Origin of the sequence: Actinophytocola sp., assembly GCF_036002505.1 — a bacterium.
GTDB lineage: Bacteria > Actinomycetota > Actinomycetes > Mycobacteriales > Pseudonocardiaceae > DASYTH01.
This window is the reverse complement of record NZ_DASYTH010000362.1, coordinates 1-24,561: the sequence shown is the minus strand read 5'-3', so window position 1 is coordinate 24,561 and position 24,561 is coordinate 1. Positions and strand designations below refer to the sequence as shown.

Annotated in this window: 22 protein-coding genes; 11 read left to right on the top strand and 11 right to left on the bottom strand. The window is 71.1% G+C overall.

All coding sequences use genetic code 11. The annotated features are described in order from the left end of the window. Positions 1 to 15: 15 nt before the first annotated feature. Together VGR06_RS31360 and VGR06_RS31355 are read right to left on the bottom strand one after the other, a co-directional pair. On the bottom strand, positions 16 to 1,128 hold the full coding sequence (locus tag VGR06_RS31360; RefSeq protein ID WP_327562781.1) for a folate-binding protein: 1,113 nt from the start codon (positions 1,126 to 1,128) through the stop codon (positions 16 to 18). Next, positions 1,125 to 1,562 carry a Fur family transcriptional regulator gene (locus VGR06_RS31355; protein WP_414637375.1) on the bottom strand — a complete coding sequence of 146 codons (438 nt, stop codon included), beginning with the start codon at positions 1,560 to 1,562 and terminating at the stop codon, positions 1,125 to 1,127. Before VGR06_RS31355 ends, VGR06_RS31360 begins: the two co-directional genes overlap by 4 nt. A gap of 39 nt (positions 1,563 to 1,601) precedes the next feature. Here VGR06_RS31355 and VGR06_RS31350 point away from each other — a divergent pair, with 39 nt between their 5' ends. Both VGR06_RS31350 and VGR06_RS31345 read left to right on the top strand, forming a co-directional pair. After that, positions 1,602 to 2,444: an aminodeoxychorismate lyase gene (locus VGR06_RS31350; RefSeq protein ID WP_327562780.1), complete on the top strand. Its 843-nt coding sequence runs from the start codon at positions 1,602 to 1,604 to the stop codon at positions 2,442 to 2,444. A gap of 74 nt (positions 2,445 to 2,518) precedes the next feature. Further along, positions 2,519 to 3,778: an ATP-binding protein gene (locus VGR06_RS31345; protein WP_327562779.1), complete on the top strand. Its 1,260-nt coding sequence runs from the start codon at positions 2,519 to 2,521 to the stop codon at positions 3,776 to 3,778. Here VGR06_RS31345 and VGR06_RS31340 read toward each other — a convergent pair. The 6 genes from VGR06_RS31340 to VGR06_RS31315 form a co-directional block, all read right to left on the bottom strand. Continuing rightward, a complete protein-coding gene (locus VGR06_RS31340; protein WP_327562778.1) occupies positions 3,775 to 4,401 on the bottom strand; it encodes an FABP family protein in 627 nt (208 codons plus the stop codon). The two genes, VGR06_RS31345 and VGR06_RS31340, sit on opposite strands and share 4 nt — an antisense overlap. A gap of 156 nt (positions 4,402 to 4,557) precedes the next feature. Continuing rightward, the gene (locus VGR06_RS31335; protein ID WP_327562832.1) at positions 4,558 to 5,166 is read right to left on the bottom strand and encodes a peptidoglycan-binding protein; all 609 of its coding nucleotides are present in this window, start codon (positions 5,164 to 5,166) and stop codon (positions 4,558 to 4,560) included. A 169-nt stretch (positions 5,167 to 5,335) separates the two neighbouring features. Next, positions 5,336 to 5,641 carry a DUF1416 domain-containing protein gene (locus VGR06_RS31330; protein ID WP_327562777.1) on the bottom strand — a complete coding sequence of 102 codons (306 nt, stop codon included), beginning with the start codon at positions 5,639 to 5,641 and terminating at the stop codon, positions 5,336 to 5,338. Between the two features lie 13 nt (positions 5,642 to 5,654). Continuing rightward, positions 5,655 to 6,497 carry a sulfurtransferase gene (locus VGR06_RS31325; RefSeq protein ID WP_327562776.1) on the bottom strand — a complete coding sequence of 281 codons (843 nt, stop codon included), beginning with the start codon at positions 6,495 to 6,497 and terminating at the stop codon, positions 5,655 to 5,657. After that, entirely contained in the window at positions 6,494 to 6,937 is a 444-nt protein-coding gene (locus VGR06_RS31320) for a DUF4395 domain-containing protein (RefSeq protein ID WP_327562775.1), read from the bottom strand. The genes VGR06_RS31325 and VGR06_RS31320 overlap by 4 nt, the downstream gene beginning before the upstream one ends. Positions 6,938 to 7,177: 240 nt before the next feature. Then, on the bottom strand, positions 7,178 to 8,254 hold the full coding sequence (locus VGR06_RS31315; protein WP_327562774.1) for a Dyp-type peroxidase: 1,077 nt from the start codon (positions 8,252 to 8,254) through the stop codon (positions 7,178 to 7,180). Between the two features lie 198 nt (positions 8,255 to 8,452). Between VGR06_RS31315 and VGR06_RS31310 the strand changes: the two genes are divergently transcribed. Continuing rightward, on the top strand, positions 8,453 to 9,652 hold the full coding sequence (locus tag VGR06_RS31310; protein ID WP_327562773.1) for a right-handed parallel beta-helix repeat-containing protein: 1,200 nt from the start codon (positions 8,453 to 8,455) through the stop codon (positions 9,650 to 9,652). 73 nt (positions 9,653 to 9,725) lie between these two features. Continuing rightward, positions 9,726 to 10,412 carry a hypothetical protein gene (locus VGR06_RS31305; RefSeq protein ID WP_327562772.1) on the top strand — a complete coding sequence of 229 codons (687 nt, stop codon included), beginning with the start codon at positions 9,726 to 9,728 and terminating at the stop codon, positions 10,410 to 10,412. 123 nt (positions 10,413 to 10,535) lie between these two features. Here the strand turns inward: VGR06_RS31305 and VGR06_RS31300 are convergent, their stop codons facing one another. The 3 genes from VGR06_RS31300 to VGR06_RS31290 all read right to left on the bottom strand — a co-directional run bounded on the left by VGR06_RS31300 (position 10,536) and on the right by VGR06_RS31290 (position 17,356). Beyond that, positions 10,536 to 15,815, bottom strand: a complete 5,280-nt coding sequence (locus VGR06_RS31300) for an SdrD B-like domain-containing protein (RefSeq protein ID WP_327562771.1) — start codon at positions 15,813 to 15,815, stop codon at positions 10,536 to 10,538. Positions 15,816 to 16,064: 249 nt separating this feature from the next. Beyond that, on the bottom strand, positions 16,065 to 16,478 hold the full coding sequence (locus VGR06_RS31295) for a thioredoxin family protein (RefSeq protein WP_327562770.1): 414 nt from the start codon (positions 16,476 to 16,478) through the stop codon (positions 16,065 to 16,067). Beyond that, positions 16,475 to 17,356, bottom strand: a complete 882-nt coding sequence (locus VGR06_RS31290; protein WP_327562769.1) for a DUF2993 domain-containing protein — start codon at positions 17,354 to 17,356, stop codon at positions 16,475 to 16,477. Before VGR06_RS31290 ends, VGR06_RS31295 begins: the two co-directional genes overlap by 4 nt. A gap of 261 nt (positions 17,357 to 17,617) precedes the next feature. On the opposite strand from VGR06_RS31290, the gene VGR06_RS31285 reads away from it, so the two are divergent. From VGR06_RS31285 to VGR06_RS31255, 7 genes are all read left to right on the top strand, one after another. Next, positions 17,618 to 18,358 (top strand): response regulator transcription factor, encoded by a 741-nt coding sequence (locus VGR06_RS31285; RefSeq protein ID WP_327562768.1) that lies wholly within the window; start codon positions 17,618 to 17,620, stop codon positions 18,356 to 18,358. A 32-nt stretch (positions 18,359 to 18,390) separates the two neighbouring features. Continuing rightward, a complete protein-coding gene (gene mshD, locus VGR06_RS31280; protein ID WP_327562767.1) occupies positions 18,391 to 19,308 on the top strand; it encodes a mycothiol synthase in 918 nt (305 codons plus the stop codon). A gap of 195 nt (positions 19,309 to 19,503) precedes the next feature. Beyond that, complete coding sequence (gene pstS, locus VGR06_RS31275; protein WP_327562766.1) at positions 19,504 to 20,634, top strand: phosphate ABC transporter substrate-binding protein PstS; 1,131 nt, start codon at positions 19,504 to 19,506, stop codon at positions 20,632 to 20,634. Between the two features lie 106 nt (positions 20,635 to 20,740). Further along, entirely contained in the window at positions 20,741 to 21,706 is a 966-nt protein-coding gene (gene pstC / locus VGR06_RS31270; protein WP_327562831.1) for a phosphate ABC transporter permease subunit PstC, read from the top strand. Continuing rightward, on the top strand, positions 21,703 to 22,614 hold the full coding sequence (gene pstA / locus VGR06_RS31265; RefSeq protein WP_327562765.1) for a phosphate ABC transporter permease PstA: 912 nt from the start codon (positions 21,703 to 21,705) through the stop codon (positions 22,612 to 22,614). The genes pstC and pstA overlap by 4 nt, the downstream gene beginning before the upstream one ends. 14 nt (positions 22,615 to 22,628) lie before the next feature. Then, complete coding sequence (gene pstB, locus VGR06_RS31260) at positions 22,629 to 23,405, top strand: phosphate ABC transporter ATP-binding protein PstB (RefSeq protein WP_327562764.1); 777 nt, start codon at positions 22,629 to 22,631, stop codon at positions 23,403 to 23,405. A gap of 109 nt (positions 23,406 to 23,514) precedes the next feature. Beyond that, the gene (locus tag VGR06_RS31255; RefSeq protein WP_327562763.1) at positions 23,515 to 24,504 is read left to right on the top strand and encodes a hypothetical protein; all 990 of its coding nucleotides are present in this window, start codon (positions 23,515 to 23,517) and stop codon (positions 24,502 to 24,504) included. The last annotated feature ends 57 nt before the right edge of the window (positions 24,505 to 24,561 follow it).

Below are 24,561 nucleotides of genomic sequence, written 5' to 3'. Positions count from 1 at the left end.
AGGCCGATCCTCGCACTACCCGTGGAGCCTGCGCGCGGCCTCTCGACCGAGGCCCGGGGTGTCCTCGGGGGCGGAGTCAGGATCGATGGCCGCCTGCGCCGTGCGGTCCTCGGCGCCGGCCAGCAGCTCGGCGTCGAGCGGCACCGAGCGCTTGACCAGCGCCAGTGCGACCGGGCCGAGCTCGTGGTGCTGGGCGACGGTGCCGACCCGGCCGACGGTCCGCTCACCGAGCCGCACCGGGTCCCCGGTCTCCGGCAGCGCCTCCGCCGAGCCGTCCAGGTGCAGCAGCAGCAGCGAGCGCGGCGGCCGGCCGATGTTGTGCACCTTGGCCACCGTCTCCTGGCCGCGGTAGCAGCCCTTCGCCACGTGCGCGGCCACGTGCACCCAGCCGGCCTCGTGCGGGATCGTGCGCTCGTCGGTGTCCACGCCGAGCCGGGCCCGCACCGACTCCACCCGCAGCGCCTCGAACCCCCAGCTGCCCATCGGCCGCGCGCCGCCCCCGGTCAGCCGCGCCCACCACGCCGGCAGCTCCGCCCGCGGGACAAGGAGATCGGCCGCGTCGGCACCGGGCCACGGCATCCGGCGCACCAGCGCCTCGCCGCCGGTCACCGCGTACGGCCCGGCCGGGACCGCGAGCCCCACCCGCTCCAGCAACGCCGGCACCTCCGGCCCGATCACGGAGAGCAGCGCCCGGTCCGCGGTCGCGTCCACAACGTCCACTTTGGACCAGAATCGCATGGCGTCCAGATATGCCCGCAGCGACTGGGGTTCCCCGCGGGCGCCGGTCGCCGCCGCGCCGCGCTCGGTGTCCAGCCAGACCGTGCCGGCGGCGTGCGCGAGCACCATGTGCGCGTCCACCCGGCCCTGGCTGTCCAGCACCAGGGCCTCCGTGCCGGCGCCCTCGGCCAGCTCCGTGACGTGCTGGGAGATCACCAGGTGCAGCCAGGACAGCCGCTCCTCGCCGGTCACCGCGATCACCTCGCGGTGCGAGCGGTCCACCACGGCCACCGTGCGCGCGGCCGCCCGCTGCTCGGCGAACGGGTCGCCGAAGTGCCACGGCACGGCCCCGTCCGGCGAGCCCTCCGCGGCCGCGACGGCGCCGGGCAGCTCGAGAATCGGTGAGGTCAATGGGGCTCCCTTGCCGAGCACTCCCGGCACCGGCCGGACAGCGCGAGGTGGCTGGCATCCAGTTCGAACCCGTAGGTGGCGCGCAGTGTTCCGGCTAACTCGTCCATGATCCTCAGCGGCACCTCCTCGACCCGGCCGCACTCATGGCAGACCAGGTGCACGTGCTGGTGCTCGTGGACGGAGTAGCTGGGCGCGCCGTGCCCGAGGTGGGTGTGCCGCACGACGCCGAGGCTCTCCAGCAGCTCCAGCGTCCGGTAGATCGTGGTGATGTTCACCGTGGGCGTGCTGCGCTGCACGTGGTGGCAGATCTGCTCGGGCGTGGCGTGCCCGAGATCCAGCAGTGCGTCGAGGACGAACTGGCGCTGCGGCGTCATGCGCATCCCGCGCTGATGGAGCGTCTCGCGCAGTGCCGCCCGTCCGGTCGCGGTCTCCACGCCCCGATCGTATTCCTGGGCGGGCAGTAGGCTCGTGGCATGCGCGTGCTGGCGATGCTTGACGGGACCCTGGTCGACCCCGAGCAGCCGTGGATCCGGGTCGATGATCTCGGCCTGCTCCGCGGCGACGGCGTGTTCGAGACCGTGCTGGTGGTGGACGGCCAGCCGCGCGAGCTCGGCCCGCACCTGGACCGGCTGGCCCGCTCGGCGGAACTGATGGACCTGCCGGTGCCGGACCGGTCCGCCTGGGAGCACTGCGTCGAGGCCGTCCTCGGCGCCTGGCGGGGCGACGCCGAGATGGCGCTGCGGTTGATCTACACCCGCGGCGTCGAAGGCGGCGACGGCACGCCCACCGGCTACGCCTTCGGTTTCCCCATCGCCGACAAGGTGCTCCGCAACCGCGCCACCGGCGTCGCCGCCGTCACCCTCGACCGCGGCTTCCACCCCGACGTCGTCGCCCGCGCCCCCTGGCTCCTCCTCGGCGCCAAGACGCTGTCCTACGCGGTCAACATGGCCGCCCTCCGTCACGCCGAGGCCCGCGGCGCCCAAGAGGCGATCTTCCTGGCCGCCGACGGCTCCGTCCTCGAAGGCCCCACCTCGACCGTCGTAGTGGCCGACGGCAACACCCTGCGCACCCCGCCGCCCAGCCTCGGCATCCTCCCCGGCACCACCCAGGCCGCCCTCTTCCGGGCCGCCGAGAAAGCCGGCTGGAGCACCAAAACCGAGCCCCTCCGCCTCGCCGACCTGCTCTCCGCCGACGGCCTCTACCTGGCCTCCAGCGTCCGCAAGGTCACCCGCGTGCATACCCTCGACGGCACCCCCCTCCCCGACGTCCCTGCCCTCCACACCGAGCTCAGCGCCCTCTACGAGTCCGAGTACTGACACCGCGTTCTGCCGGTTAGAAAACCGCGTCTTGTCGGCTAGGTTCTCCGCGTTTTGTCGGTTAGGGCGGGTCTGTGTCGGGACTCGTGCGGCGGAACGCGGTGCCGAGAGTCGACGAGTTGCTGAGCTCGTTCCGCGTCGTCCTGCTCGGTGGCGCGCGGCAGACCGGTAAGACGACGCTGGTGCGGGACCTGCTTGAGCTACCCGATCCGGCTTGGTTCAGTTTCTACGACGAGGCCGTGCTCACCCGCGCCGTGGAGGATCCGGTCGGGTTCGTCGACGCTCTACCGCGTCCGGCTGCGATCGACGAGTTTCAGCGGGCTGGGCGCGGGTTTCTGCTGGCGGTCAAACAGGCGGCCGACCGGGACCGGACGCGGGGTCAGCTGCTGCTGACCGGCTCGGCCAACTACCTGGCGGACAAGCGACTGCCGGAAACCTTGGCCGGTCGGGCCGGCCGGTTGCAGCTGTGGCCGCTGTCGAAGGGTGACCGGCACGGCATCCAGGAGACGTTCGTGGACCGTCTCTTCGAGCCGTCGGCCTGGCCGGGCAAGGTGCGGCCCATGCCCCGGTCGGAACTGATCAGCGTGCTTCTCCAGGGCGGTTTTCCCGAGGTGGTGACCGAAGATCTCAGCGAGCGGCAGCGCCGGAACTGGTTCGAAGCCTACGTGCAGGACGTGGTCTCCCGTGAGGCGCTGCGGCCGCTTGCCGAGATTCGAATGGAGTCTGAGCTCCGGCGGCTGCTGCGGCTACTGGCCGCGCGGACCGGGCAGGAACTGGTGGTCAGTGGCGTCGCGGGAGATGCCGAGGTCGGTAGTGAAACGGCGTCGAACTATCTGGCGCTACTGGAGGCACTGCATCTGGTGACGCTGCTACCAGCATGGTCGACCAGCATCACGACGAGGGCAAAGCGCCGGCCCAAGGTGGTGCTCGTGGACACCGGGCTGGCGGCGGATCTGTGCGGGGTCGGCCAGGGGGACTTCGGGCCGGCTGCGGACGGTGTCGCGGCCGGCGCACTGTTCGACACGTTCGTGACGAACGAGGTGCTCAAGCAGGCGACCTGGAGCGAGCGCAGCGTTGATCTGTCGTACTTCCGGGACCGCGACGGGGCCGAGGTCGACCTGATCGTCGAGGATCGCCGGTTGGGTGACGTGGCTGGGATCGAGATCAAGCTGACGGCCACGCCGAGCATCCGGCATGCCAGGCATCTGGCCATGGTGCGGGACCGGCTGGGTGAACGGTTCCGGACCGGGCTGGTGATCCACACCGGGACACAGACCCTGCCGATGGGCGAGCGGATCTGGGCGGTGCCGGTGTCGGCGTTGTGGGCGGGTTAGCCGACGACGCGGCGGAGGTAGGCGGAGGTGTGGGGTTGCATGGGGTGGCCCATCATGGCGCGTTCTTCGACGTAGGCGAGGTCGCCGTTGTTGACCAGGCCGTAGAGGCGTTTGGCGGCGTTGACCTCTTTGGCGGTGGCGGTGCGCACGATGGTGTCGGTGGCGAGCTCCCAGGAGGTGGGGGTGCGCGGGGTGCCGTAGTGGATCTCGATGACGCCGGAGGAGTGAGCGAGGAGCAGCTCGATGGTGTCGTCGGGTTGGGGGCGCCACCAGCCGGTTTCGCGGGCGGCGGGGCGGATCACGTTGCCGTCGGCGTCGATGAGCCAGGCGCGGGCCTCGTGGGTGAGGAACGGGCGGCCGTCGTGAGCGATGGTGATCTGCTGGGCGAACCGGAACGGGCCCTCGATGGAGGGGTAGACGACCTCGCCTTCGCCGCGCCAGACGCCGACCAGGGGCAGCAGCGGCAGGCACGCCTCGTTGAGGTCCGGGCCCTCGCGCAGGTTGGCCGTGTCGTTGGGAATCGGCAGATCGTCCCACCACGGGAGGTTGCGGCGCCGGGTCGTCTCGGCGCGCTCGGCGGCCGCGCGGATGGCGGCGTCCCCGCTGCTCTCCGACGAGGTCATGACTGTCCACTGTAGAGGCGGCGGGCGGCGACGACGGCCGCCGCCGCGGTGGTCAACACGAAGATCACCAGCAGCGCGGTGAAGAACCAGTCCACCCGGGAGACTTTAGCCGCCGGGGGCCGGCGTGCCCGCAAGCACCACCGGCCCGGAGCGGGGTCAGCAGCCCCAGCCGCCCTCGATGGAGACCACCGAGTACAGCGCCTGCCAGGTCCTCGGCCCGACGATGCCGCTGGCCTTGATCCCGGCCCGCCGCTGGAAGTCCTTGACCTGCGCCTGCCACTGCGGTCCGTAGGTTTCGGGAACCTCCGGCTGATGCACGACGAAGTCGCCGTAGGGGTGGATCCGCTCCAGCGCGTTGGCCAGGAGCCACATCGTTTGCTGGTCGCGGGCGCCCGGCTGCAGACCGGGGTTGGTCAGTGGTCCGGCGTGGGTCTGTACCGCGGGCTTGCCGCCGACCAGCGCCTGCCAGGTCCGCGAGCCGACGATGCCGCTGCCCTTGATGCCGTGCTTGACCTGGTAGTCGTGCACCGCCACGAGCGTGTGCACCCCGTAGAACCCGGTGCCCTCCAGTGGGTAGCCGAGCCGGCGCAGCGCGAGCTGGAGGCCCACCACCGTCGGCCCGTGCTGCCCGGGCCAGACCTGGGGCAGGCTCGCGGCAAACGACTCCGAACGGGCCGGCTGTGCGATGCACGCCGACGCGACCCCAGCGCCGGCCACCCCGGCCACCCCCGTGGCGACGGCCGCGAGCATGCCGACCACGGCCATGCGCACGCCAAATTTCCTTGCTTTCATTGGATTTCCCCTCAAGTCTTGGGCTCTCTGGGCCCTGCACCAGAAAAGACGCGGGGACATCCGCAAGGTTGATAACGGGTTCGCAACGCAAAAAGCCCGCGCGGTGGAGGACCACCACGCGGGCTTCATGTGAGGCGGAGGGTCAGGCGACCGAGACCGCCACCGGGTGCAGACCAGGGCCGGCCGCGGACACCTTGGTCTCGCCGGTGCCGGTGCGGTGCAGCGCGCGCACCGTCCACTCGCCCGGCGCGGCGAAGAACCGGAAGTGACCGTCCGAAGAGGACACCACCTCGGCGGTGAACTCACCGCCGGCGTCGAGCAGCCGGACGAACGCGCCGCCGACGGGTGACCCTCCCGCGGTCACCTTCCCGTTCAGCACGGTCTCCTTCTCGACGTCGACATTGACCGGCAGCTCGGCTGTCTGCTCCGGCGCACCGCATCCGTCCATTGTGTACTCCTTCTCAGTGAGTGCCCGGGCCGATCTCCACCGGCACGCCGACCAGCGAGCCGTACTCGGTCCACGATCCGTCGTAGTTCTTCACGTCGCCGTGGCCGAGCAGCTCGTGCAGGGCGAACCAGGTGTGCGAGGAGCGCTCGCCGATGCGGCAGTAGGCGATGGTCGACTTCGACTCGTCGATGCCGGCCTCCTGGTACAGCTCGCGCAGCTCCGCTTCGGACCGGAACGTGCCGTCCTCGTTGGCCGCCTTGCTCCACGGCACGTTGATCGCCGACGGGATGTGCCCGGCCCGCTGCGCCTGCTCCTGCGGCAGGTGCGCGGGGGCGAGGAGCTTGCCGGAGAACTCGTCCGGCGAGCGCACGTCGACCAGGTTCTTGGCGTTGATCGAGGCCACCACCTCGTCCCGGAACGCCCGGATGGTGGTGTCCTGCTCCTTGGCCAGGTAACTGGTCTCGTCCCGCTTGGCCGGGTCGGAGACCAGCGGGCGCCCGTCCAGCTCCCACTTCTTGCGGCCGCCGTCGAGCAGCTTGACCGGGCCGTGGCCGTACAGCTTGAAGTACCAGTACGCGTACGCGGCGAACCAGTTGTTGTTGCCGCCGTACAGGATCACCGTGTCGCTGTTGGCGATTCCCTTGGCGGACAGCAGTTTCTCGAAGCCGGCCCGGTCGACGAAGTCCCGGCGCACCGGGTCCTGCAGCTCCGTCTTCCAGTCCAGCTTCACCGCACCCGGGATGTGGCCGGTGTCGTAGGCGGCGGTGTCCTCGTCGACCTCGACGAACACCACTCCGGGGGTTTCGAGGTTCTCCTCGGCCCACTGGGCCGTAACCAGGACGTCTTCGCGGCTCATGGACGAGCACTCACTTTCTGTTGTGGACGGAACCGTTGGATGAGCAGGTAGGTCTCGCAGCCGAGGCAGAACGCGAACGCGGCGTTCAGGAACGCGGCGGCGAGGGCGAACGCGGTGGCCGTGATGCCCAGCCAGGCCACGCCGGTGGCGTAGCCGAGCACGCCGACCACCACGAACGCGAAGCCGAGGCCCTGCGAGAACCGCACCGGCGCCGCGTCCTCACGCTCGCTCGTCGGCGCCAGCCGCGGCGCGACCAGGGAGCGGTACAGCAGCGAATAGGGGGCGTACCGAAGCCCGACGAAGCCGCCGATGGCGAACACCACGCCCTGCGCGGCCAGCAGCGGCCACCATCCGGTGACCAGCACGACGGCCAGCACCACGGTGGTCACCCCGGCGGCGAACCGGGGACCTCGGGGATCAACGGGTGGATCTGCGGACATGGGTACCTCCTGACCTGGGGACACGGGACGGTCCTGATTCGGCGGAGCGCACACGCGAAAGGCGACGTGGGGCGCGGCGAGAACGGCCGCGTACCGCCGGGGTCAGTCAGTTGCCCGACACAGGCTGCTGTCCACGCGGCAGTAGTCCACCGCGCGACGCCTGGTCAGCAACGCACACACACCGGCGAGCCTACCTCCGGGTCTGATGTGGTGGGACCGCCGTCCGCATGATGGGAACGGCTAACCGAGGCCGAGCGGCCGGTCCCGGGTGAAGCCCGGCAGCACCAGGAACGTGGCCGACGCGGTGGTGATGGCGAAGCGCAGCAGCGCGTCCCCCTCGGCGAGCCGGTGCTGGGTGGCGACGAACGTGCGCAGGTCACGCTGAAAGCTCACGAACAGCAGGCCCTGGTCGCCGGGCCCGTCGTCGAAGTTGTACGAGCGGCGCAGCATCAGCCCGGAGCCCGAGGTCAGCGGGTGTGCCCGGCGGACGTGCGCGTCGGCCGGCACCAGGTACTGGCCGTCCGCGGTCTTGGCGCCGAGATCCACCGCCGCGTCCGGGCCGCCGCCGGAGAGCGGCTCGCCGGTGTCCCGCCGCCGGCCGAACACCCGCTCCTGCTCGGCCACCGGCAGGGCGAGGAAGCCGGCCACGTCGAGCCGCATCCGGCGCACCACGGCGATGGTGGCGCCGCGCGGGTCGCCCAGCCACACCTGCCGGGCGAGCTCAGCCGGGCCCCGCGGCACCACGATGCCGTCCACGAAGCCGAGTAGGTTCCGGCCCGCGCCGTCGTCACGCACCGGACCGTGGAACGCCCGCTGCCGCCAGCGCAACGTGAGATCGCGATCCCCGATCAGGCCGGTGACCGCCAGCGCGACCACCACCGGGTCGTCGCCGCACACCTGAAGCAGCAGGTCGCCGCCGCGATGCCGGTCGTCCACCCGGTCTCCGGGAAACTCCGGCAGGTCGGTGCCGCCGGGCAGGGCCGGGTCGGCGGCCCGGACGATCCGGGGACCGACTCCGACGGTGACCGTCAGCCCGGCCGGTGGCTGGCCGGCGAGCCGGTCGGACCCGGCGGTGAGAGCGGTGATCCGCTCGCTCAGCCGGCCGAGCACACCATCCACAGTGGACATGTCCCAGACGGACAGATCGCAGTGCGCCTGGGCGGCCGCCGGCCGGTCCACACCTGCCTGGGTTTCCCCGTGCGTCGCAACGGATCCGCCGGCGTCCGGAGCGGCGGCCGGGGCCGGGCCGCAGGCCGCGGCGGCCCCCAGCACACCGGCGCCGGCGAGCAGCCGACGGCGGGACACGGCGGTGGGCACCCGGGCATTCTGCTCCGTCGAAGCCGAATTTCCCTGCTCTGTAACACCTTCGAGTGACGGCTCGCGTCGCGCCGGCCCGGTTCGCGCGCGTCCGGCTACGCTCCCGCCGTTGTGCGAGCCGCCTGGATATGTGCCCTCTGCCTGCTGGCCACCGGTTGCGGAGCGGGCGCGGAACCGCCGCATGCCACCGTCATCCAGGTGCCCGGGGACGCCGGGTCGATCCAGCAGGCCGTGTCCGCCGCCCGGCCCGGGGATCTCGTGCTCGTCGCGCCCGGCACCTACCGGGAGTCGGTGCGCATCGGCACCCGCGATGTCGTGCTGCGGGGCGCCGACCGCAACCGGGTGATCATCGACGGCGAGGTGCGCCGGGCCAACGGCGTCGTGGTGACCGCCCCCGGGGTGGCGGTGGAGAACCTGACCGTGCGCAACCACACCCTCAACGGCGTGCTGGCCACCGGGATGTCCGACGGCGCGGGCGGCCTGGCCCACGGCAGCAGCGGCTACACCCGGCTCGACCCGGCCGCTTTCCCGCCACTGCAGGGTTTCCGCGTGTCCTACGTGACCGCGAGCAACAACGCCCTGTACGGGATCTACGCCTTCGACGCCCGGCACGGCGTGATCGAGCACAGCTACGCCTCCGGCAGCGCGGACTCCGGGATCTACGTCGGCCAGTGCAAGCCGTGCGACGTGCTGGTAACCGGCAACGTGGCCGAGCGCAACGCCGTCGGCTTCGAGGGCGCGAACGCCTCCGGCGCCCTGTTCGTGCTGGGCAACCGGTTCTCCGGCAACCGGGTCGGCCTCACCTCCGGCTCGGACTACCAGGAGGCGCTCGTTCCCCAGGAGGACGCCACGATCGCCGGAAACCTGATCGCGCACAACGCCGAGCCGGCCACCCCCGCGCAGGCCGACGGTGCTTTCGGGCTCGGCATCGGCATCGCCGGCGGCCGCCGGAACCTGGTCGCCCGCAACCTGATCATCGGCAACCCCGGCGCCGGCATCACCCTGGCCTCGAGCGAGGATCTCCCGCCGTCCGGCAACCGCCTGCTGGCCAACATGCTGCGGGACAACGGGATCGACCTGGTCTACGCCGCGTCGGCGCGCGCCCCCGGCGCCGGCAACTGCCTGTCCGGCAACGAGCTGCGCACCACCCTGCCCGCCACCCTCGTCGAGCTGATGCCCTGCCCGGCCGGCTCGGCGCCCGCCGCTGGTGTCGCGGCCCCCCGGGTGGTCGCGCCGCCCGGCATGGCGTTCCGTGCCGTGCCCGCGGGCCCCGCCCAGCCGAACCGGCCGGACGGCCCGCCCGTCGCCGCCCGCGGCCTGCCCGGACGGGTCGACGCGGACGCGGTCCCGCTGCCCGCCGAGACGCTGCTCATCGAGCGTTCCGGGATCACCTGGTGAGCGGAGCTTGCGGAGCGAACCATCAGACACAGGGCGACCACCAGCGGCGAGACCGAGCCTGCGAGGGGTCGTCGTGAGCGCCCGGCTCGGCATGGCGGCCACCGTCGCCGCCGCGCTGCTCACCGGCTGCGGTACGGACGTCCCCGAACCACACCCGCTGACCATGGCCGAGGCCGAGCGGCTGGCGCTGGTCCGCTACACCAACTACGAGACCGGGGTCGCGTTCGTGACGGCGCGGATCGCCACCGGTGCCGGGGTGCTCGTGCTGGACGGCCGGGTGGACTTCGTCCGCCACCTCGGGCACGTGGCACTGTCCACCGAGGGCCGAAGCGATCCCGCATCGGCCGGCCTGCTGCAGTGGGGCCCCACGCGGGTCGCCTTCCGGCAGGGTCTCGGCCAGCGTGCCGCCGACCCGCTGCCGCCCGACGCCTGGCAGCTACGCCCCCTGCGCACCGGCGGCTCCGAGCTCGACGTGACCCTGTTGCTGCTGCTCAACGTGGCCAACGACCGGCCGGACAACGCCCAGCTCCTGCACCAGAGCACCGCTCGCTGGCTGCGCTCGGACGCCGTCGGCGGCACCCCCGTCGACCTGTTCGAGGGCCCGACCCAACCCGGGAAGGCCGCCCGCCTCACCTACTGGGTCGACCGCGACGGCAAGCTCCGCCGCCTGGACGCCCGGCTCGGCGACACCGGTGCCGAAGCCACCATCGACTTCACCCCGGGCGCCCCACCCATCCCGCCCCATCCCGCCTTCACCTGAGCTCCGCGGACGCAGACCGGGGCACGGTCCGGGCCAGGGTGCGCGTGGGGCGGGGCAGACGGCAGGGGCACCGCCGCGTGTCGCGCGGCGGCGCCCCTGCCGGTGTGCCTCGACCCTGATCGTCTAGCCGGTCCGGCGGCGCCGTGCGGCCAGCGCGAGCACCGTGCCGATGGCCAGCGCGATCAGCGACACCAGGATCAGCCAGCCGAGGTCGGCGCCGGTCACCGACAAGCCGCCCGGCGTGGCCGCCGCCGCGGCGGCCGGCGGGGCGACCAGGCCGGCGTCCAGCGTGAGGATCTCCCGCTGCTTCGGCCCGACCGTGACCGCCCGGGTGCAGCCGGTCTTCTGGTCGGCGTCCGAGTCGAGCGTGTCGTCGCCCGCCTTCGGCCTGGTCAGCACGTAGCCGTTGAGCGCGGCCGGCAACTGCCCGCGGAAGCACACCTGATAAGTGCCGTCCGCGAGGTTGTCGAACAGGTACTTCCCGGACGGGTCGGTGGTGGTCTGCCCGACCTCCTTGCCGTCCTTGTCCAGCAGCACCACCGGCACGCCGGATGCCGCCGGCTCGCCGGTGTCCTGGAGGCCGTTGCCGTTGCGGTCCACCCACGCGTAGTCGCCGATCCGGTTGCGCGGCTCGACGATCCCGGCGTCCAGCGTCGGGTCCTCCGGGTGGTCGGCGTTCAGCGTGGTCGGCGGTGTGCACCAGGTCGCCGGGTCGGCGTCGGAGTCCGCCGCGTCGTCCCCGGCGTTCGGCCGGGTCAGCTGGAAGTCGGCGTACTGGCCCGGGAGCGAGCCCCGGTCGAAGCAGACCACGTACTGCCCGTCGGGCAGCGAGCCGAACCCGTACCTGCCGTCGGTGTCGGTCGTGGTCTTCGCGATCTCCTTGCCGTCCGGCGACCTCAGGGTCACGGTGACCCCGCCGGCGCCCGGCTCGCCCGGGTCCTGCCCGCCGGTGCGGTTCACGTCCACCCACACCCGGTCTCCGAGGCTGTTCGGCGGCCGGATGCCGGCGTCCAGCGTCAGGTTCTCCCGCTTGCCCACCCCGAGGCCCACCGGCTCGGTGCACCCGGTCGCCGGGTCGGCATCCGAGTCCGCTGCGTCCTCCCCGGCATTGGACCGGGTCGGCAGGTACCCGGCGTAGTCCGCGGGCACGGTCGTGAGGTCGAAGCAGACCCGGTAGGTGTCGTCCGGCAGGTTGTCGAACAGGTACTTGCCGCCGGGATCGGTGGTCGTGCGGGCGGTTTCGGTGTCGCCCGACCTGAGGATCACGGTGACGCCCTGGACGCCGGGTTCGCCGGTGTCCTGCAGCCCGTTGCGGTTGGTGTCGACCCAGACGAGGTCACCCAGCTTGTTCGGCGGTGCGACGAGCCCGGCGTCGAGCGTGAGGTCCTCGCGCTTGCCGACCCCGAGGGTGGTCGTCGGAGTGCAGCCGGTGGTCGGGTCGGCGTCGGAGTCGCTGCCGTCCGCGCCGGCGTCGGCCCGGGTGGGCGTGTAGTCGGCCACCTCGTCCGGCAGCGCGCCCAGGTCGAAGCAGACCCGGTAGGTGCCGTCCGGCAGGTTGTCGAACAGGTACTTGCCGCCGGCGTCGGTGGTCGTGCGGGCGGTTTCGGTGTCGCCCGACCTGAGGATCACGGTGACGCCCTGGACGCCGGGCTCGCCGGTGTCCTGAAGGCCGTTCCTGTTGGTGTCGACCCAGACGTAGTCGCCGAGGCGGTTGGCCGGGGCCACGATGCCGGCGTCCACGGTCAGGTTCTCCCGCTTGCCCGGCCCGAGGGGCACCGGCTCGGCGCATCCGGTGGCGGGGTCGGCGTTCGAGTCGGTGCCGTCGTCACCGGCGTTGGGCTTGGTCACCTGGTAGTCCGCGTAGTCCGCGGGCAGCGCCGAGGTGCCGAAGCAGACCGTGAACGTGCCGTCCGGCAGGTTGTCGACGAGGTACTTGCCGTCTCCTCCGGTGGTCGCGGTGCCGACCTGGTTTCCCTTGTCATCCTTGACGGTCACCGTGACCCCGGGCACCCCGGGCTCGCCGGTGTCCTGCAGGCCGTTGCGGTTGGTGTCGACCCAGACCAGGTCACCCAGCTTGTTGAGCGGGGAGACGATGCCGGCGTCCAGGGTCAGGTTCTCCCGGTTGCCCGGCCCGAGCGGCACCGGCGGGGCGCAGCCGGTCGTCGGGTCCGCGTCGGAGTCCTTGGCATCGTCCCCGGCGTCGGCCTGGGTCGGCCGGTAGTCGGTGTATGGCTCGGGCATCCTCGAGAGGCCGAAGCACACCTGGTAGCTGCCATCGGTCAGGCCCTCCACGAGGTACTTGCCGTTGGCGTCGGTGGTGGCGGCGCCGACCTGGGTGCCGTCCGGCAGCGTGACGGTGACCGGCACGCCCGGCACGCCGGGCTCGCCGGTGTCCTGCAGGCCGTTGCGGTTCGTGTCGAGCCAGACGAGGTCGCCGAGCCGGTTCACCGGCGGAACCAGGCCGGCGTCGAGGGTCAGGTTCTCCGGCTGGTCCACGGTGAGCGTTGCCGGCTCGGTGCACCCGGTGGCCGGGTCGGCGTCGGAGTCCGTGGCGTCGTCGGTGCCCTCGTCGGCCTTGGTCAGCTGGTACTCGGCGTACGTGCCGGGCAGCGCGGCGAGGTCGAAGCACACCGTGTACGCGCCGTCCGGCAGCGTGTCGAAGACGTACTTCCCGTTCGCGTCCGTCGTGGTGGTGCCGACGGTCGTGCCGTCCCGGCGCACCGTCACGGTCACGCCCGGCACGCCCGGCTCACCCGCGTCCTGCAGCCCGTTGCGGTTGGTGTCGACCCAGACGAGGTCGCCCAGCCGGTCGGGCGGCCGGATGCCGGCGTCCAGCGTCAGATCCTCGCGGTGGTCCTGGCCGAGCGTGGTGGGCGGCGTGCAGCCCGCCGCGTCCACATCGGAGTCCTTGCCGTCGTCGCCGGCATCAGGTTTGGTGGCAAGGAATCCGGTGTACGGCGCGGGCAGCGCGGCGAGGTCGAAGCAGACCCGGTACGCGCCGTCGGCGAGCCCGTCGAACAGGTACTTGCCGCCCGCGTCGGTCGGCTTGCGGGCGACCTCGGTGCCGTCGGCGCGCTTCAGGATCGCGGTCACCCCGGGCACCCCGGCCTCGCCGGCGTCCTGGATCCCGTTGCGGTTGGTGTCGACCCAGACGAAGTCGCCGAGCTTGTTGGTCGGCCCGGCGGTGACCCCGGCGTCGACGGTGTGGTCGGCGGAGCCGGCCGGGCCGAGGGTGACCGCGGCCGTACCCGCACTGTCCACATTGGAGTCGACGGTCCGGCTGCCGCCCGCTTCCTTCGTGGTCCATCGCAACGCCGCGACCGGTGGCGCGCCCGGCAGGTTCGCGGTGCTCACCCCCGAATAGTCGAACACCAGGTTGTAACAGGTGTCCGGCTTCAGCCCGTCCGCCGTGCCGAAGTAGTACTCGCCGCGGGCGCCGGTGGTCTTCGCCGGCAGCGCCGTGCCACCCGCGCACGGCGTCGCGGTCACCCGCACCCCGGGCAGCGGCGGCTCGTCGCCGTCCTGGACGCCGTCGGCGTCGGTGTCGAACCAGACCCGGTTGCCGAGCTGCACCGGTGCGGAGTCGCAGATCGCCTCCAGGTCGGCGAGGCCGTTGGCCTTGCCGAAGAGTCCCTGGCTGTCGGCGGTGGTCTCCTTCAGCTCGATCAGGCCCGATTCCGCGCCGGTGCCGCTCAACCGGCTCACGCCCTGCCGGAACGGCCGGTTGTCGTAGGGGTCGATCCGGGTCGTCCAGACGTCGGGCCGGCCGGGCAGGGTCACCAGGCCGCCGGTCGAGGTCTGGTCGTGGAAGTTCCCGTCGGTGTATTCGTCGTTGTAGAACTCGCCGCCGCCCGGTCCCTGGCTGTTACCGGGCTCGTTGCCGGTGACCGTGCCACAGGCGCCGTTGGACTCCAGGCTGAAACCCGAGCCGCTCACGCACGCGCGCAGCACGTCACCAGCGGCGATCCCGCGCACCAGGTTGCTCTTGCCGTAGGCCTCGCTCTCGTTGCCCTGCATGTCGGCGAACCGGTCGCGCATGCCGATGATCAGGTCGCCGCGATCGGCGATCTCGATGTTGGACAGGATCGGCTGCGGTGCGCTGACGAAGTCCGAGAAGCCGTTGGGGTTCGCCGACGGCACCCGCTCGTTCCACGCCTCCCACATGCCGCTGAGCACGGCGCCGGCCGTCGCGGTGCCCGGCTTGCAGGAGGTCGACGGCGTCCGGAAGGCGCAGCCGCGCGGGTAGGCCAGCCCGAAGTCGAACAGCGGGGTGAAACCCGAGCCGGTGAAGGTGAGGACGTGTGCCCGCAGCTGGCTCGGGTCACCCCAGGGCTTGCTGGGGCTGACCGTGTTCTCGGCCCCGCACACGCCACCGACGAGCACCCGGGAGCCGCGCACCCCGATGCCGAACGGGTGCCACTGCCCGGCGCAGTTCGAGTCCGGCCGGGGAACCGGGAAGGCAGTGGGAGTCCCGGCGGTCACGGCCTCGCCGGTGCCCTGGATCGGCACGCTGTAGAGCGACGAGTCGTTGAGGTTCATCGCGTAGAGCGTTCGGCCGTCCGCCGAGACGTCCACGTCACCGAGACCCTCCCGGCCGACCTTGCCGTAGACGGCGTCGTCGGAGAGGTACGGCGCGCTGCCGCCGGCGTCGTGCGCGGTGAGCGTGCCCGGCAGGGTGACGAAGGTCGAGACGGTCGCCGGGCTGGCCAGGTTCAGCCGGTAGATCGCGTTCTTGGCGCCGGCCGGCCCGTACTCGGTATGCCGTTTGACGAACGTGCCCAGGTAGACGTTGCGGGCTCGGTCCGTGCCGATGCCGAACACCGCGCCCTGCTGCCCGGACGTGGTGAGCTGGGTGGCGGTCCCACCTGGGGCGGTGGTGCCGATCTGGCTGTTGAACGTCGTGACGCCCCGGTCGCGCGTGTTGTCGCCCTTGGCCAGCGAGCAGGTGACCAGGCCGGGGTTGGCCTGGCAGTACTCGCCGGGATCCCACACGCCCATGGTCACGGTCGCGTCGGCGCCACCCGTCACGGTGACGAACTCGGTGAGGCTGGACAGGCCGTTGCCGGCCGGGGCGGGCTTCAGGTACGACATCTCCGCCGGGATCGCGGCTTCGACCCGGTACTGTCCGCCGCTCACCGCGCCCAGGTCGACCACGACGGTGCCGTCCGACCCGGTCGTGCCGGTCGCCGTACCCCCGGCCGGGTCCGTCACGGTCACCGGAATCCCTTGCACGCCAACCTCGGTGGCCGGCTCGTAGGAGCCGTTGCCGTTGACGTCGCGGATCAGCCGCACGGTCAGGGCTCCGTCACCCGGTCCGGCGGTCGCGACGTTCGGCGGGGACAGCACGGCGGTGGCGGACGCCATCAGCATGCCGGCGACCGCGAGTCCGATTGCTCTTCTCACTACGGCTCCAGTCCGATAAGTCCTCTATGGACGATCGGCCGAACCGTATGCGGTTGATCATGAACGTACTGACGCTGTCAACAGTGGGCGGTCACCCTTGGTGTGGGAGATCCCGATCCGGGAGCCGGTCGGCGCCCGGTCGGGCCGGATCCGGTCGTGGGCTCGCTGCCGGCCGTGTCCGCGATGACCGGATCGGGTCATCGCACGGTATCGGCAGGGCGGAGTTGAATTGTTATCCCCGCCGGAGGTTTACGGCAGGTGCGGACGGAGCGCGTCGAGCAGGGCCTTCCGGTTCGGCACGCCACCCACCCGGAGCAGCTCCCGGCCGCCCGCGTCCACCGCGAGCGTGGTCGGTGTGCGCAGCACGGACAGCGCCCTGGCCAGGTCCGGCCGGTCGGTCAGGTCGACCTCGGCATGGTGCAGCCCGGCCGTCGTCGAAGCGAGGTCCGCGAGCAACGTGCTGGCCTGCCGGCACGGCGCGCAGAACGCGGTGGACAGCTGGACCAGGGTGACCGGAACCCCCGGGTGGACGACATCGCGCAGGTCCGCCGGCAGCACCCCCAGGGCGTCGGTCGTGCGGACCCGCCCGTTCCGCGCGCGCAGCACCAATCCGGCCACACCCGCCAGCACGAGCGTGCCGAGCAGCACCAGCACACCGGTCAAGCCGTTCCTCCCAACTGCACGTTCTCCGCCGTCCCGCTGACAATGAGCTTGTCCGCCTTCACCTCGACCGCGGTCGGGGTGACCTTGAACGGCAGGACCCCGGGGTCGAGGCTAATCGCCCCGAACGGTGCGAGCACCCGGTCCCGCAATGCGGACGGCAGGCCGCCGGAGGTCAGGCCGTTGGTGACCTTGGGCCACCAGGGCTGAAAGTTGATCTTCTGGTTGGCCAGCGTGATGAGCCCGTACACGCACAGGTTGGTGGAGGTGCCCCCGATGTCCGCGGTGCCGCAGATCTTCGCCCCGGCGGTGGTGGGGTCCTTCAATGTACCGGGCGGATCCTCGACGTCGTCCGCGGAGTTCGGGGTGGTGGCCGCTTTCTTGCTGACCGGGTTGATGGACACCGACGTGAGCGTCTTCACCACCTCGTTCTCGTTCTGCGAGATGGCCCGGGTGACGTCGGACGCCTTCACCGTCACCTGGCCGTCCGCCTTACGGACCTGAATTCCCTTGGTATCACCGGAAAGCAGGTCGCCGAGTGGCGCCTTGGCCCCCCTCAGGTCGACGTGCACCTCGACGTCGCGCAGCGCGTTCTTCACCGGCACCCCGGTGGCCTTCACCTCGACGTCGTCGTATTCCCCGGACACCGCCTGCAGCAGGAAGGAGAACCCGTGGATGGTCACCGACGGGTCGTCGTCGAGGCCGAACTGGGTGCGGGCCCGTTTGGACACCTCGTGCTCGGCGATCGCGGCCGCACCGAAGTCGGCCGCGACGAGCAGGCCGATGAGGACCAGCAGCCCGATCACCACCCGGCGGATCACCTTGGACCTGCGGCGTTTCGGCGCCGTGCGCGGCCTGCCGGGGTTGGTCATCGTGGTCATGCCCGCCTGTCCTGGGTCGGTGCGGTGCCCGCCGCCGCGGGCCGGACACGGTCCGGTCTATCACTCCTGGACTCCCCGGCGTCCACCAGGGAGTCGGCCCGGTTTCCGTTACGGCAATGTTTCGGTCGGTATCAGCAGTCTCGCTTACCTCAATTCCCTGCTGCCGCCGTGTGACGCTGGTGTCACGGCCACGACAATTGGCTGGTTCGACCGTTATTCTCCCGGAAAGCCGCGGAGCGTATCCAGAGAGGCGGACAGGGCATGAGCCTCGATCTGTTACTGCTCACCGCAGACCCAGCGCCGGGTTCGGTGTTGCCATCCTTGATGTTGCTGCCGCACAACGTGCGGACCCAGGCACCGGAGGTCACGGCGTTGCTCGAGGCCGGCTCCCGGGACGCCGTGCTCGTCGACGCCCGGATCGACCTGGCCGCGGCCAAGAGCCTGTGCCGGCTGCTGGCCAGCGGCGGGGACAGCGTGCCGGTGGTCGCCATCGTCAACGAGGGCGGTCTGGTCGCCGTCACCTCGGAGTGGCGGGTCGACGAGATCATGCTGCCCACCGCGGGCCCGGCCGAGGTGGACGCCCGGCTGCGGCTGCTCACCTCGCGCGGCACGCCCGGGGGCCCCGGTGCGGACGGCGCGCTGCGGCTGGGCGAGCTGGTGATCGACGAGGCCACCTACATGGCCCGGCTGCGCGGCCGCCCGCTCGACCTCACTTACAAGGAGTTCGAGCTGCTCAAGTACCTCGCTCAGCACGCCGGCCGGGTGTTCACCCGGGCCCAGCTGCTGCAGGAGGTCTGGGGCTACGACTTCTTCGGCGGCACCCGCACGGTGGATGTGCACGTCCGGCGGCTGCGGGCCAAGCTCGGCACCGAGCACGAGCAGATGATCGGCACCGTGCGCAACGTCGGCTACAAGTTCGTGCAGCCGCCGAAGGCCGGCGGCGCCCGGCACGAGCCGTTCACCGCCGAGGACCTGGCCGAACCGGTGGACGCGCTGAGCTGACGTTTCGCCCGCGAGTCGGTACGGTCGCACATGTGGTCGAGGTCACCTGGTACGACCGGCTGTCCGACGACGTCGTCGAGTCTGTGCGCCGGCTCCTGCTGGCCGCGCGGGCCAGAGACGGCCGGCCGGAGGTCGCCGGAACCGGGCCACTGCCGCGTGAGCTGCGCTCGGGCAGCCACGTGCTGGCCACCGCCGACGGCCGGCTGGTCGGCTACGCCCACCTCGACTTCCGCGGGGACGCCCAGGGCCGCCCGGTCGCGGAGCTGTTCGTGCACCCGGACGGCCGGCGGCACGGCGTCGGCGCGTTGCTCGCCGAGCAGCTCATCGAGCGCAGCGTGTCCCGGCCGCTGCGGGTCTGGTCGCACGGGGACCATCCCGGCGCGGCCCACATCGCCGAGAAGTTCGGTTTCGTGCGGGTCCGCGAGCTGCTCAAGATGGGCCTGGACTACGAGGCGCTGGCCGCCGGAACCGCGCTGCCGGTGCCGAGTTGGCCGCCCGGCGTGCGGGTACGCACGTTCGTGCCGGGCCAGGACGAGCCGGAGGTGGTGCGGGTCAACCACCGGGCCTTCGACTGGCATCCCGAGCAGGGCGCGCTGACCGTGGACGACCTGGCCGCCGCCGAGGACGAGGCCTGGTTCGACCCGGACGGCTTCATCCTGGCCATCGACACCGAGGACCGGCTGCTCGGCTTCCACTGGACCAAGGTGCACCAGCAGAGCCCACCGGTCGGCGAGGTGTACGTGGTCGGCGTGGACCCGGACGCCCAGGGCGCCGGGCTGGGCACCGCGCTTACCCTGGCCGGCCTGCACCACCTGCACCGCAGCGGCCTGTCCAGGGTCGTCCTGTACGTGGAGTCGGACAACCTGCCGGCCATGGCCGTGTACACCCATCTCGGTTTCACCACGATCGAGACGGACGTCCAGTACGAGCTACCGCCCGCGGGTGCCTGATCACGCTCGGCAGACGCGCAGGTCACAGCCAGGACACGGTTGGTCTAAAGGTCGTGGTCACGCTCACGTTCTGTAGCTTGTTCACCTCTCGTTTACCCCTACAGGGCCAACCGTCCACCGGCACTGCCTAGCGTGCGCGGCGTGCGGCAAGTTCGCCGCGAATCGGACACAAGACTCCGTCAATGGAGGAATCACGTGAAGATCAAGCGGCACGCGTCCGTGCTCGGCCTTGTCGTGGCCGGAGCCCTCGCGCTCGCAGCGTGCGGCGACGAGACGGCGCCGCCGGCCAGCGGTGGTGGCAACCAGTCTGCCTCGAACACGGGCGCCACGGTCCAGTGCGGGGGCAAGAAGGCGCTCAAGGCGAGCGGTTCGTCGGCCCAGGCCAACGCCATGACCCGGTTCGTGGCGGCCTATGAGGCGAAGTGCTCGGACTTCACGCTCAACTACAACTCGAATGGCTCGGGCGCCGGGGTATCGGAGTTCCTCGGCAAGCAGACCGACTTCGGCGGCTCGGACTCGCCGCTCGACGCTGCGAAGGGTGAGGTCGACAAGGCCAAGACCCGGTGCGACGGCAACGCCGCCTGGAACCTGCCGGCGGTGTTCGGTCCCATCGCGATCACCTACAACGTGCCCGGCGTCGATGGGCTGGCGCTGGACGCGGCGACCATCGCCAAGATCTTCAGTGGTGGCATCACGACCTGGAACGACCCGGCCATCGCCGCACTCAACAGCGGTAAGACGCTGACCGGCGACAAGATCGTGGTGCTGTTCCGGTCGGACGAGTCGGGCACCACGGACAACTTCCAGAAGTACCTGGACGCTGCGTCCAAGGGCGCCTGGGCCAAGGGCACCGGCAAGAAGTTCAACGGCGGTGTCGGCGAGGGTGCCAAGGGCAACGAGGGCACCTCCGCCGCGATCAAGAGCACCAAGGGCGCCATCACCTACAACGAGTGGTCCTTCGCCAAGAAGCAGAGCCTGCAGATCGCCAAGGTCGTCAACAGCGGCGGCGGCGACGCGGTCGAGCTGAGCGCGTCGAGCGCCGGCAAGGCCATCGAGGGCGCCAAGGTCAAGGGCACTGGCAACGACCTGGTGCTGGACCTGAACTCGATCTACGCGACGACCACCCAGGGGGCGTACCCGCTGGTCCTGGCGGCGTACGAGATCGTTTGCTCGAAGTACACCGACGCGGACACGGGCAAGGCGGTCAAGGCGTTCCTGTCGGTCGCCGTGTCGGACGGCCAGACCGGTCTCGAGGACAACGGCTACATCCCTCTGCCCAAGGCCTTCCAGGACAAGCTGGTCACCGCCATCAACGCGGTCGCCTGACGGAGTCGGCCCCCTACCCGGGATGAGCGACCTGAAGAAGCCGGGCACGCGCCCCGATCGTCCACAAGGGCTGGACGATCGGGGCGAGACCCGCATGATGGGTGCCATGACCGACGTCATCAGCCAACCGCACCTGGAGCGCCGCACGGCTCGGCGCAGGGGCGACCAGGTGTTCCGCGGCATCGCCACCGGCTCGGGCCTGGTGATCGTCATCGCGATCGCCATGATCGGCATGTTCCTGCTGATCAAGGCGATCCCGTCGCTGGCCGCGAACAAGGCCAACTTCTTCTTCAGCGCCGAGTTCCTCACCTCCGACACGGCCAACCTGGCGTTCGGGATCCGGGACCTGCTGATCGTCACGGTGCTGTCCTCGGTGCTCGCACTGCTCATCGCGATGCCGATCTCGCTGGGTATCGCCCTCTTTCTGACCCATTACGCGCCACGGGTTCTGATGCGGCCGTTCGGCTACATCATCGACCTGCTGGCGGCGGTCCCGTCGATCGTCTTCGGCCTGTGGGGGATCAAGGTGCTCGGGCCCGCGCTCGAGCCGGTGGCCCAGTGGCTCAACGACACGCTCGGCTGGTTTCCGCTGTTCGCCACCGGGAACGTCTCCATCGGCGGCGGCGGCACGATCTTCACCGCGGGCATCGTGCTGGCCGTCATGATCCTGCCGATCATCACGGCGGTAACCCGGGAAGTGTTCCGGCAGACGCCGGCGATGCAGATCGAGGGTGCGCTCGCGCTCGGCGCCACCCGGTGGGAGATGATCAGAACGACCGTGCTTCCGTTCGGGCGCAGCGGCTACATCGCCGCCTCGATGCTCGGGCTCGGGCGCGCGCTCGGCGAGACCGTTGCGGTTCTGGTCATCCTGCGGGCGGCGACCAGCCCGGGCCACGTCAGCCTGTTCGACGGTGGCTACACGTTCGCCTCGAAGATCGCCTCGGCGGCCGCCGAGTTCAGTGAGCCGCTGTCCACCGGCGCGTACATCGCCGCCGGCCTCGTGCTGTTCGTCCTCACCTTCGTGGTGAACGCCATCGCCAGGTGGATTGCCGGGAAGGGGCAGAACACATGAGCACCACGGAGTCCTTGCTGGACCGGTCGGCGCGGCCGCCCGCCTTCCAGCAGGTCGGCGTCACCAGGAAGACGAAGAACGTGATCGCCACGGTGCTGGTCACGCTCTCTTTCCTGGTCGCCCTCACGCCGCTGGTCTGGTTGCTGATCACGGTGGTGGGCCAGGGGTTCGACGCGATCGTGTCGAGCGGCTGGTGGACCAAGTCGCTCCGGGGCGTCCTTCCCGAGGAGTTCCGGGGCGGTGTCTACCACGCGCTGTACGGCACCTTCGTCCAAGGCCTGGTGTGCGCGGTGATCGCGGTGCCGCTCGGCATCATGGCCGCGGTGTACCTGGTCGAGTACGGCCGCGGCCCGTTGGCCAGGGTCACCACGTTCATGGTGGACATCCTGTCCGGTGTGCCGTCGATCGTGGCGGCGCTGTTCGTGTTCGCCCTGTGGATCAGCGTGCTCGGCTTCGAGCAGAGTGCGTTCGCGGTGTCCCTGGCGCTGGTGTTGCTCATGCTCCCGGTGGTGGTGCGGTCGACGGAGGAGATGCTCCGGCTGGTCCCCGACGAGCTCCGCGAGGCCTCCTACGCACTGGGCGTGCCGAAGTGGAAGACGATCGCGCGGATCGTGCTGCCCACGGCACTGTCCGGCATCGTCACCGGTGTGATGCTGGCCCTGGCCAGGGTGATGGGCGAGACCGCCCCGGTGCTGGTTCTGGTCGGCTACAGCCAGTCGATCAACTTCGACATGTTCGACGGGAACATGGCCTCGCTGCCGTTGCTGATCTACAACCAGCTGGGCAACCCGGAAGCCGCTGGCCTGCAGCGGGTCTGGGGGGCGGCGCTGACCCTGATCATCGTCATCATGTTCTTCAACCTCCTGGCGGCCGTGATCTCGCGGTTCTCCGCCATCAAGACCAAATGAGCGGGCGGTAGGCCATGGCGAAGCGCATCGACATCAAGGACCTCAACCTCTACTACGGCAAGTTCCACGCCGTGGAGGGCGTGAGCGTCGCCGTCCCGCCGCGCAACGTCACCGCGTTCATCGGGCCGTCCGGCTGCGGCAAGTCCACCGTGCTGCGCTCGCTGAACCGGATGCACGAGGTGATCCCCGGCGCCCGGGTGGACGGCAAGGTGCTGCTGGACGGCGAGGACGTGTACGCCACCTCGGTGGACCCGGTGTCCGTGCGCCGCACGATCGGCATGGTCTTCCAGCGCCCCAACCCGTTCCCCACCATGTCGATCCGGGACAACGTGGTGGCCGGGCTGAGGCTGGCCGGTATGCGCGGGAAGTCCACTTTGGACGAGGTGGCCGAGCGGGCGCTGCGCGGGGCGAACCTCTGGGCCGAGGTCAAGGACCGGCTGAACAAGCCGGGCGGTGGCCTGTCCGGCGGGCAGCAGCAGCGGCTCTGCATCGCCCGGGCCATCGCGGTCCAGCCCGACGTGCTGCTCATGGACGAGCCGTGCTCTGCGCTGGATCCCATCTCCACGCTCGCCATCGAGGACCTGATCGGCGAGCTGAAGAAGGACTACACGATCGTCATCGTCACCCACAACATGCAGCAGGCCGCCCGGGTCAGCGACCAGACCGCGTTCTTCAACCTGGCCGGCGTCGGCCAGCCCGGCCGGCTGATCGAGGTCGACGACACCGAGAAGATCTTCTCCAACCCGTCCCAGAAGGCCACCGAGGACTACATCTCCGGCCGGTTCGGGTAAAACTCCGGCGAGGTTGACGCGGACGCCAGAATGGTTCGTCCGTCGGTGTTCAATTTCCTGGCTCGCTGGCGTAGCGCCAGTCAAGGGGCCACGGCAGTCGGAGGATCCGGTGCGACCGGGGCGGGTGTGGGTGCTGGCGATGTCCTCGCTCGTGCTGGTGGCCGGGTGCGCACCGGTGGTGCGGCTGCTGCCCGGGTCGGCGTCCGCGGCGCCGGGCGGTTCGGGCGCGGCCGCCGAGCCGGACTCCGGGGTGCGCACGGTGCGGATGAACAGTGGCCCGGCGCTGACCTACTTGCTGCCGGAGACGGCGGCGCAGATCCTGTGTCAGATCCTGGAGAAGGACCGCTGGGAGCAGGTGCTCGAGGACCGCGTGGGGCGGCGGCTGTCCGGGGCCGAGTGCCAGGTCGCCGGGGAGCGGATCGGGTTGTCGCTGCGGCTCTCCGGCGGCGACGAGGCGTTCACCGCCCGCACCGTGATCGGTGGGCGGCCGGCCCTGGCGCTGCGCGGCGACGACGACGAGGTGGGCTACCGGGTCGCGCTGACCGACGAGGCGCTCCGCCCGGGACGCGGGCGGATTTCCTTGCCGCTGCTGGATTTCACCGTGACGTACGGGACCGGCCTGGATCCACCGGCGCGGCGGGAGCTGGCGGTGCGGGTGCTGGCCGAGATCGTCCCGCGGCTGGCGCAGGTGGGTGACCAGCTGCCGGGTCTCGACGAGCAGGGCCGGATGGGGTACGTGAGCACGGGACTGACCCGCGGCGGGCAGATCATCGACCTGCCCCGTCCCGTGCAGGCCCTCCAGCTGTGCACGCTTGCCTTGGCGCAGCTCGGAGTTGCGCCGACCCAGGTGGACGTGGCCGGCACCGGCCGGTGCGAGTTCGGCACCGGCGACGGCCCGGTGGTGCTCGCCCTGCAACCGGCCGGTGCGGCCACCACGACGACGTCCGTGGACCGGATCGCCGGGCGGCCGGCCCGCTGGGCAACCGGCTCCGGCGCGATCCTGGTGCGGCTGCGCGACGACGCGCCGGTGGAGCTCTCGGTGTCCGCCCGGGAGTCCACCCGCCTGGCCGAACGGCTCGTGCCGGTGCTCCTTGGTTGATCGTTTGCGGGTGGGAACCCGAGCGGGCCAACTTTCGTCACAACGGGACAACGCGCG

What these genes read in the sequence shown, in the direction of transcription:
- VGR06_RS31290 (WP_327562769.1), bottom strand. Translation starts at nt 17,356, where the DNA reads ATGACCACGATGACCAACCCCGGCAGGCCGCGCACGGCGCCGAAACGC.
- VGR06_RS31350 (WP_327562780.1), top strand. Translation starts at nt 1,602, where the DNA reads ATGCGCGTGCTGGCGATGCTTGACGGGACCCTGGTCGACCCCGAGCAG.
- VGR06_RS31340 (WP_327562778.1), bottom strand. Translation starts at nt 4,401, where the DNA reads ATGACCTCGTCGGAGAGCAGCGGGGACGCCGCCATCCGCGCGGCCGCC.
- VGR06_RS31330 (WP_327562777.1), bottom strand. Translation starts at nt 5,641, where the DNA reads ATGGACGGATGCGGTGCGCCGGAGCAGACAGCCGAGCTGCCGGTCAAT.
- VGR06_RS31320 (WP_327562775.1), bottom strand. Translation starts at nt 6,937, where the DNA reads ATGTCCGCAGATCCACCCGTTGATCCCCGAGGTCCCCGGTTCGCCGCC.
- VGR06_RS31335 (WP_327562832.1), bottom strand. Translation starts at nt 5,166, where the DNA reads ATGGCCGTGGTCGGCATGCTCGCGGCCGTCGCCACGGGGGTGGCCGGG.
- pstB (WP_327562764.1), top strand. Translation starts at nt 22,629, where the DNA reads ATGGCGAAGCGCATCGACATCAAGGACCTCAACCTCTACTACGGCAAG.
- VGR06_RS31325 (WP_327562776.1), bottom strand. Translation starts at nt 6,497, where the DNA reads ATGAGCCGCGAAGACGTCCTGGTTACGGCCCAGTGGGCCGAGGAGAAC.
- pstC (WP_327562831.1), top strand. Translation starts at nt 20,741, where the DNA reads ATGACCGACGTCATCAGCCAACCGCACCTGGAGCGCCGCACGGCTCGG.
- VGR06_RS31285 (WP_327562768.1), top strand. Translation starts at nt 17,618, where the DNA reads ATGAGCCTCGATCTGTTACTGCTCACCGCAGACCCAGCGCCGGGTTCG.
- pstA (WP_327562765.1), top strand. Translation starts at nt 21,703, where the DNA reads ATGAGCACCACGGAGTCCTTGCTGGACCGGTCGGCGCGGCCGCCCGCC.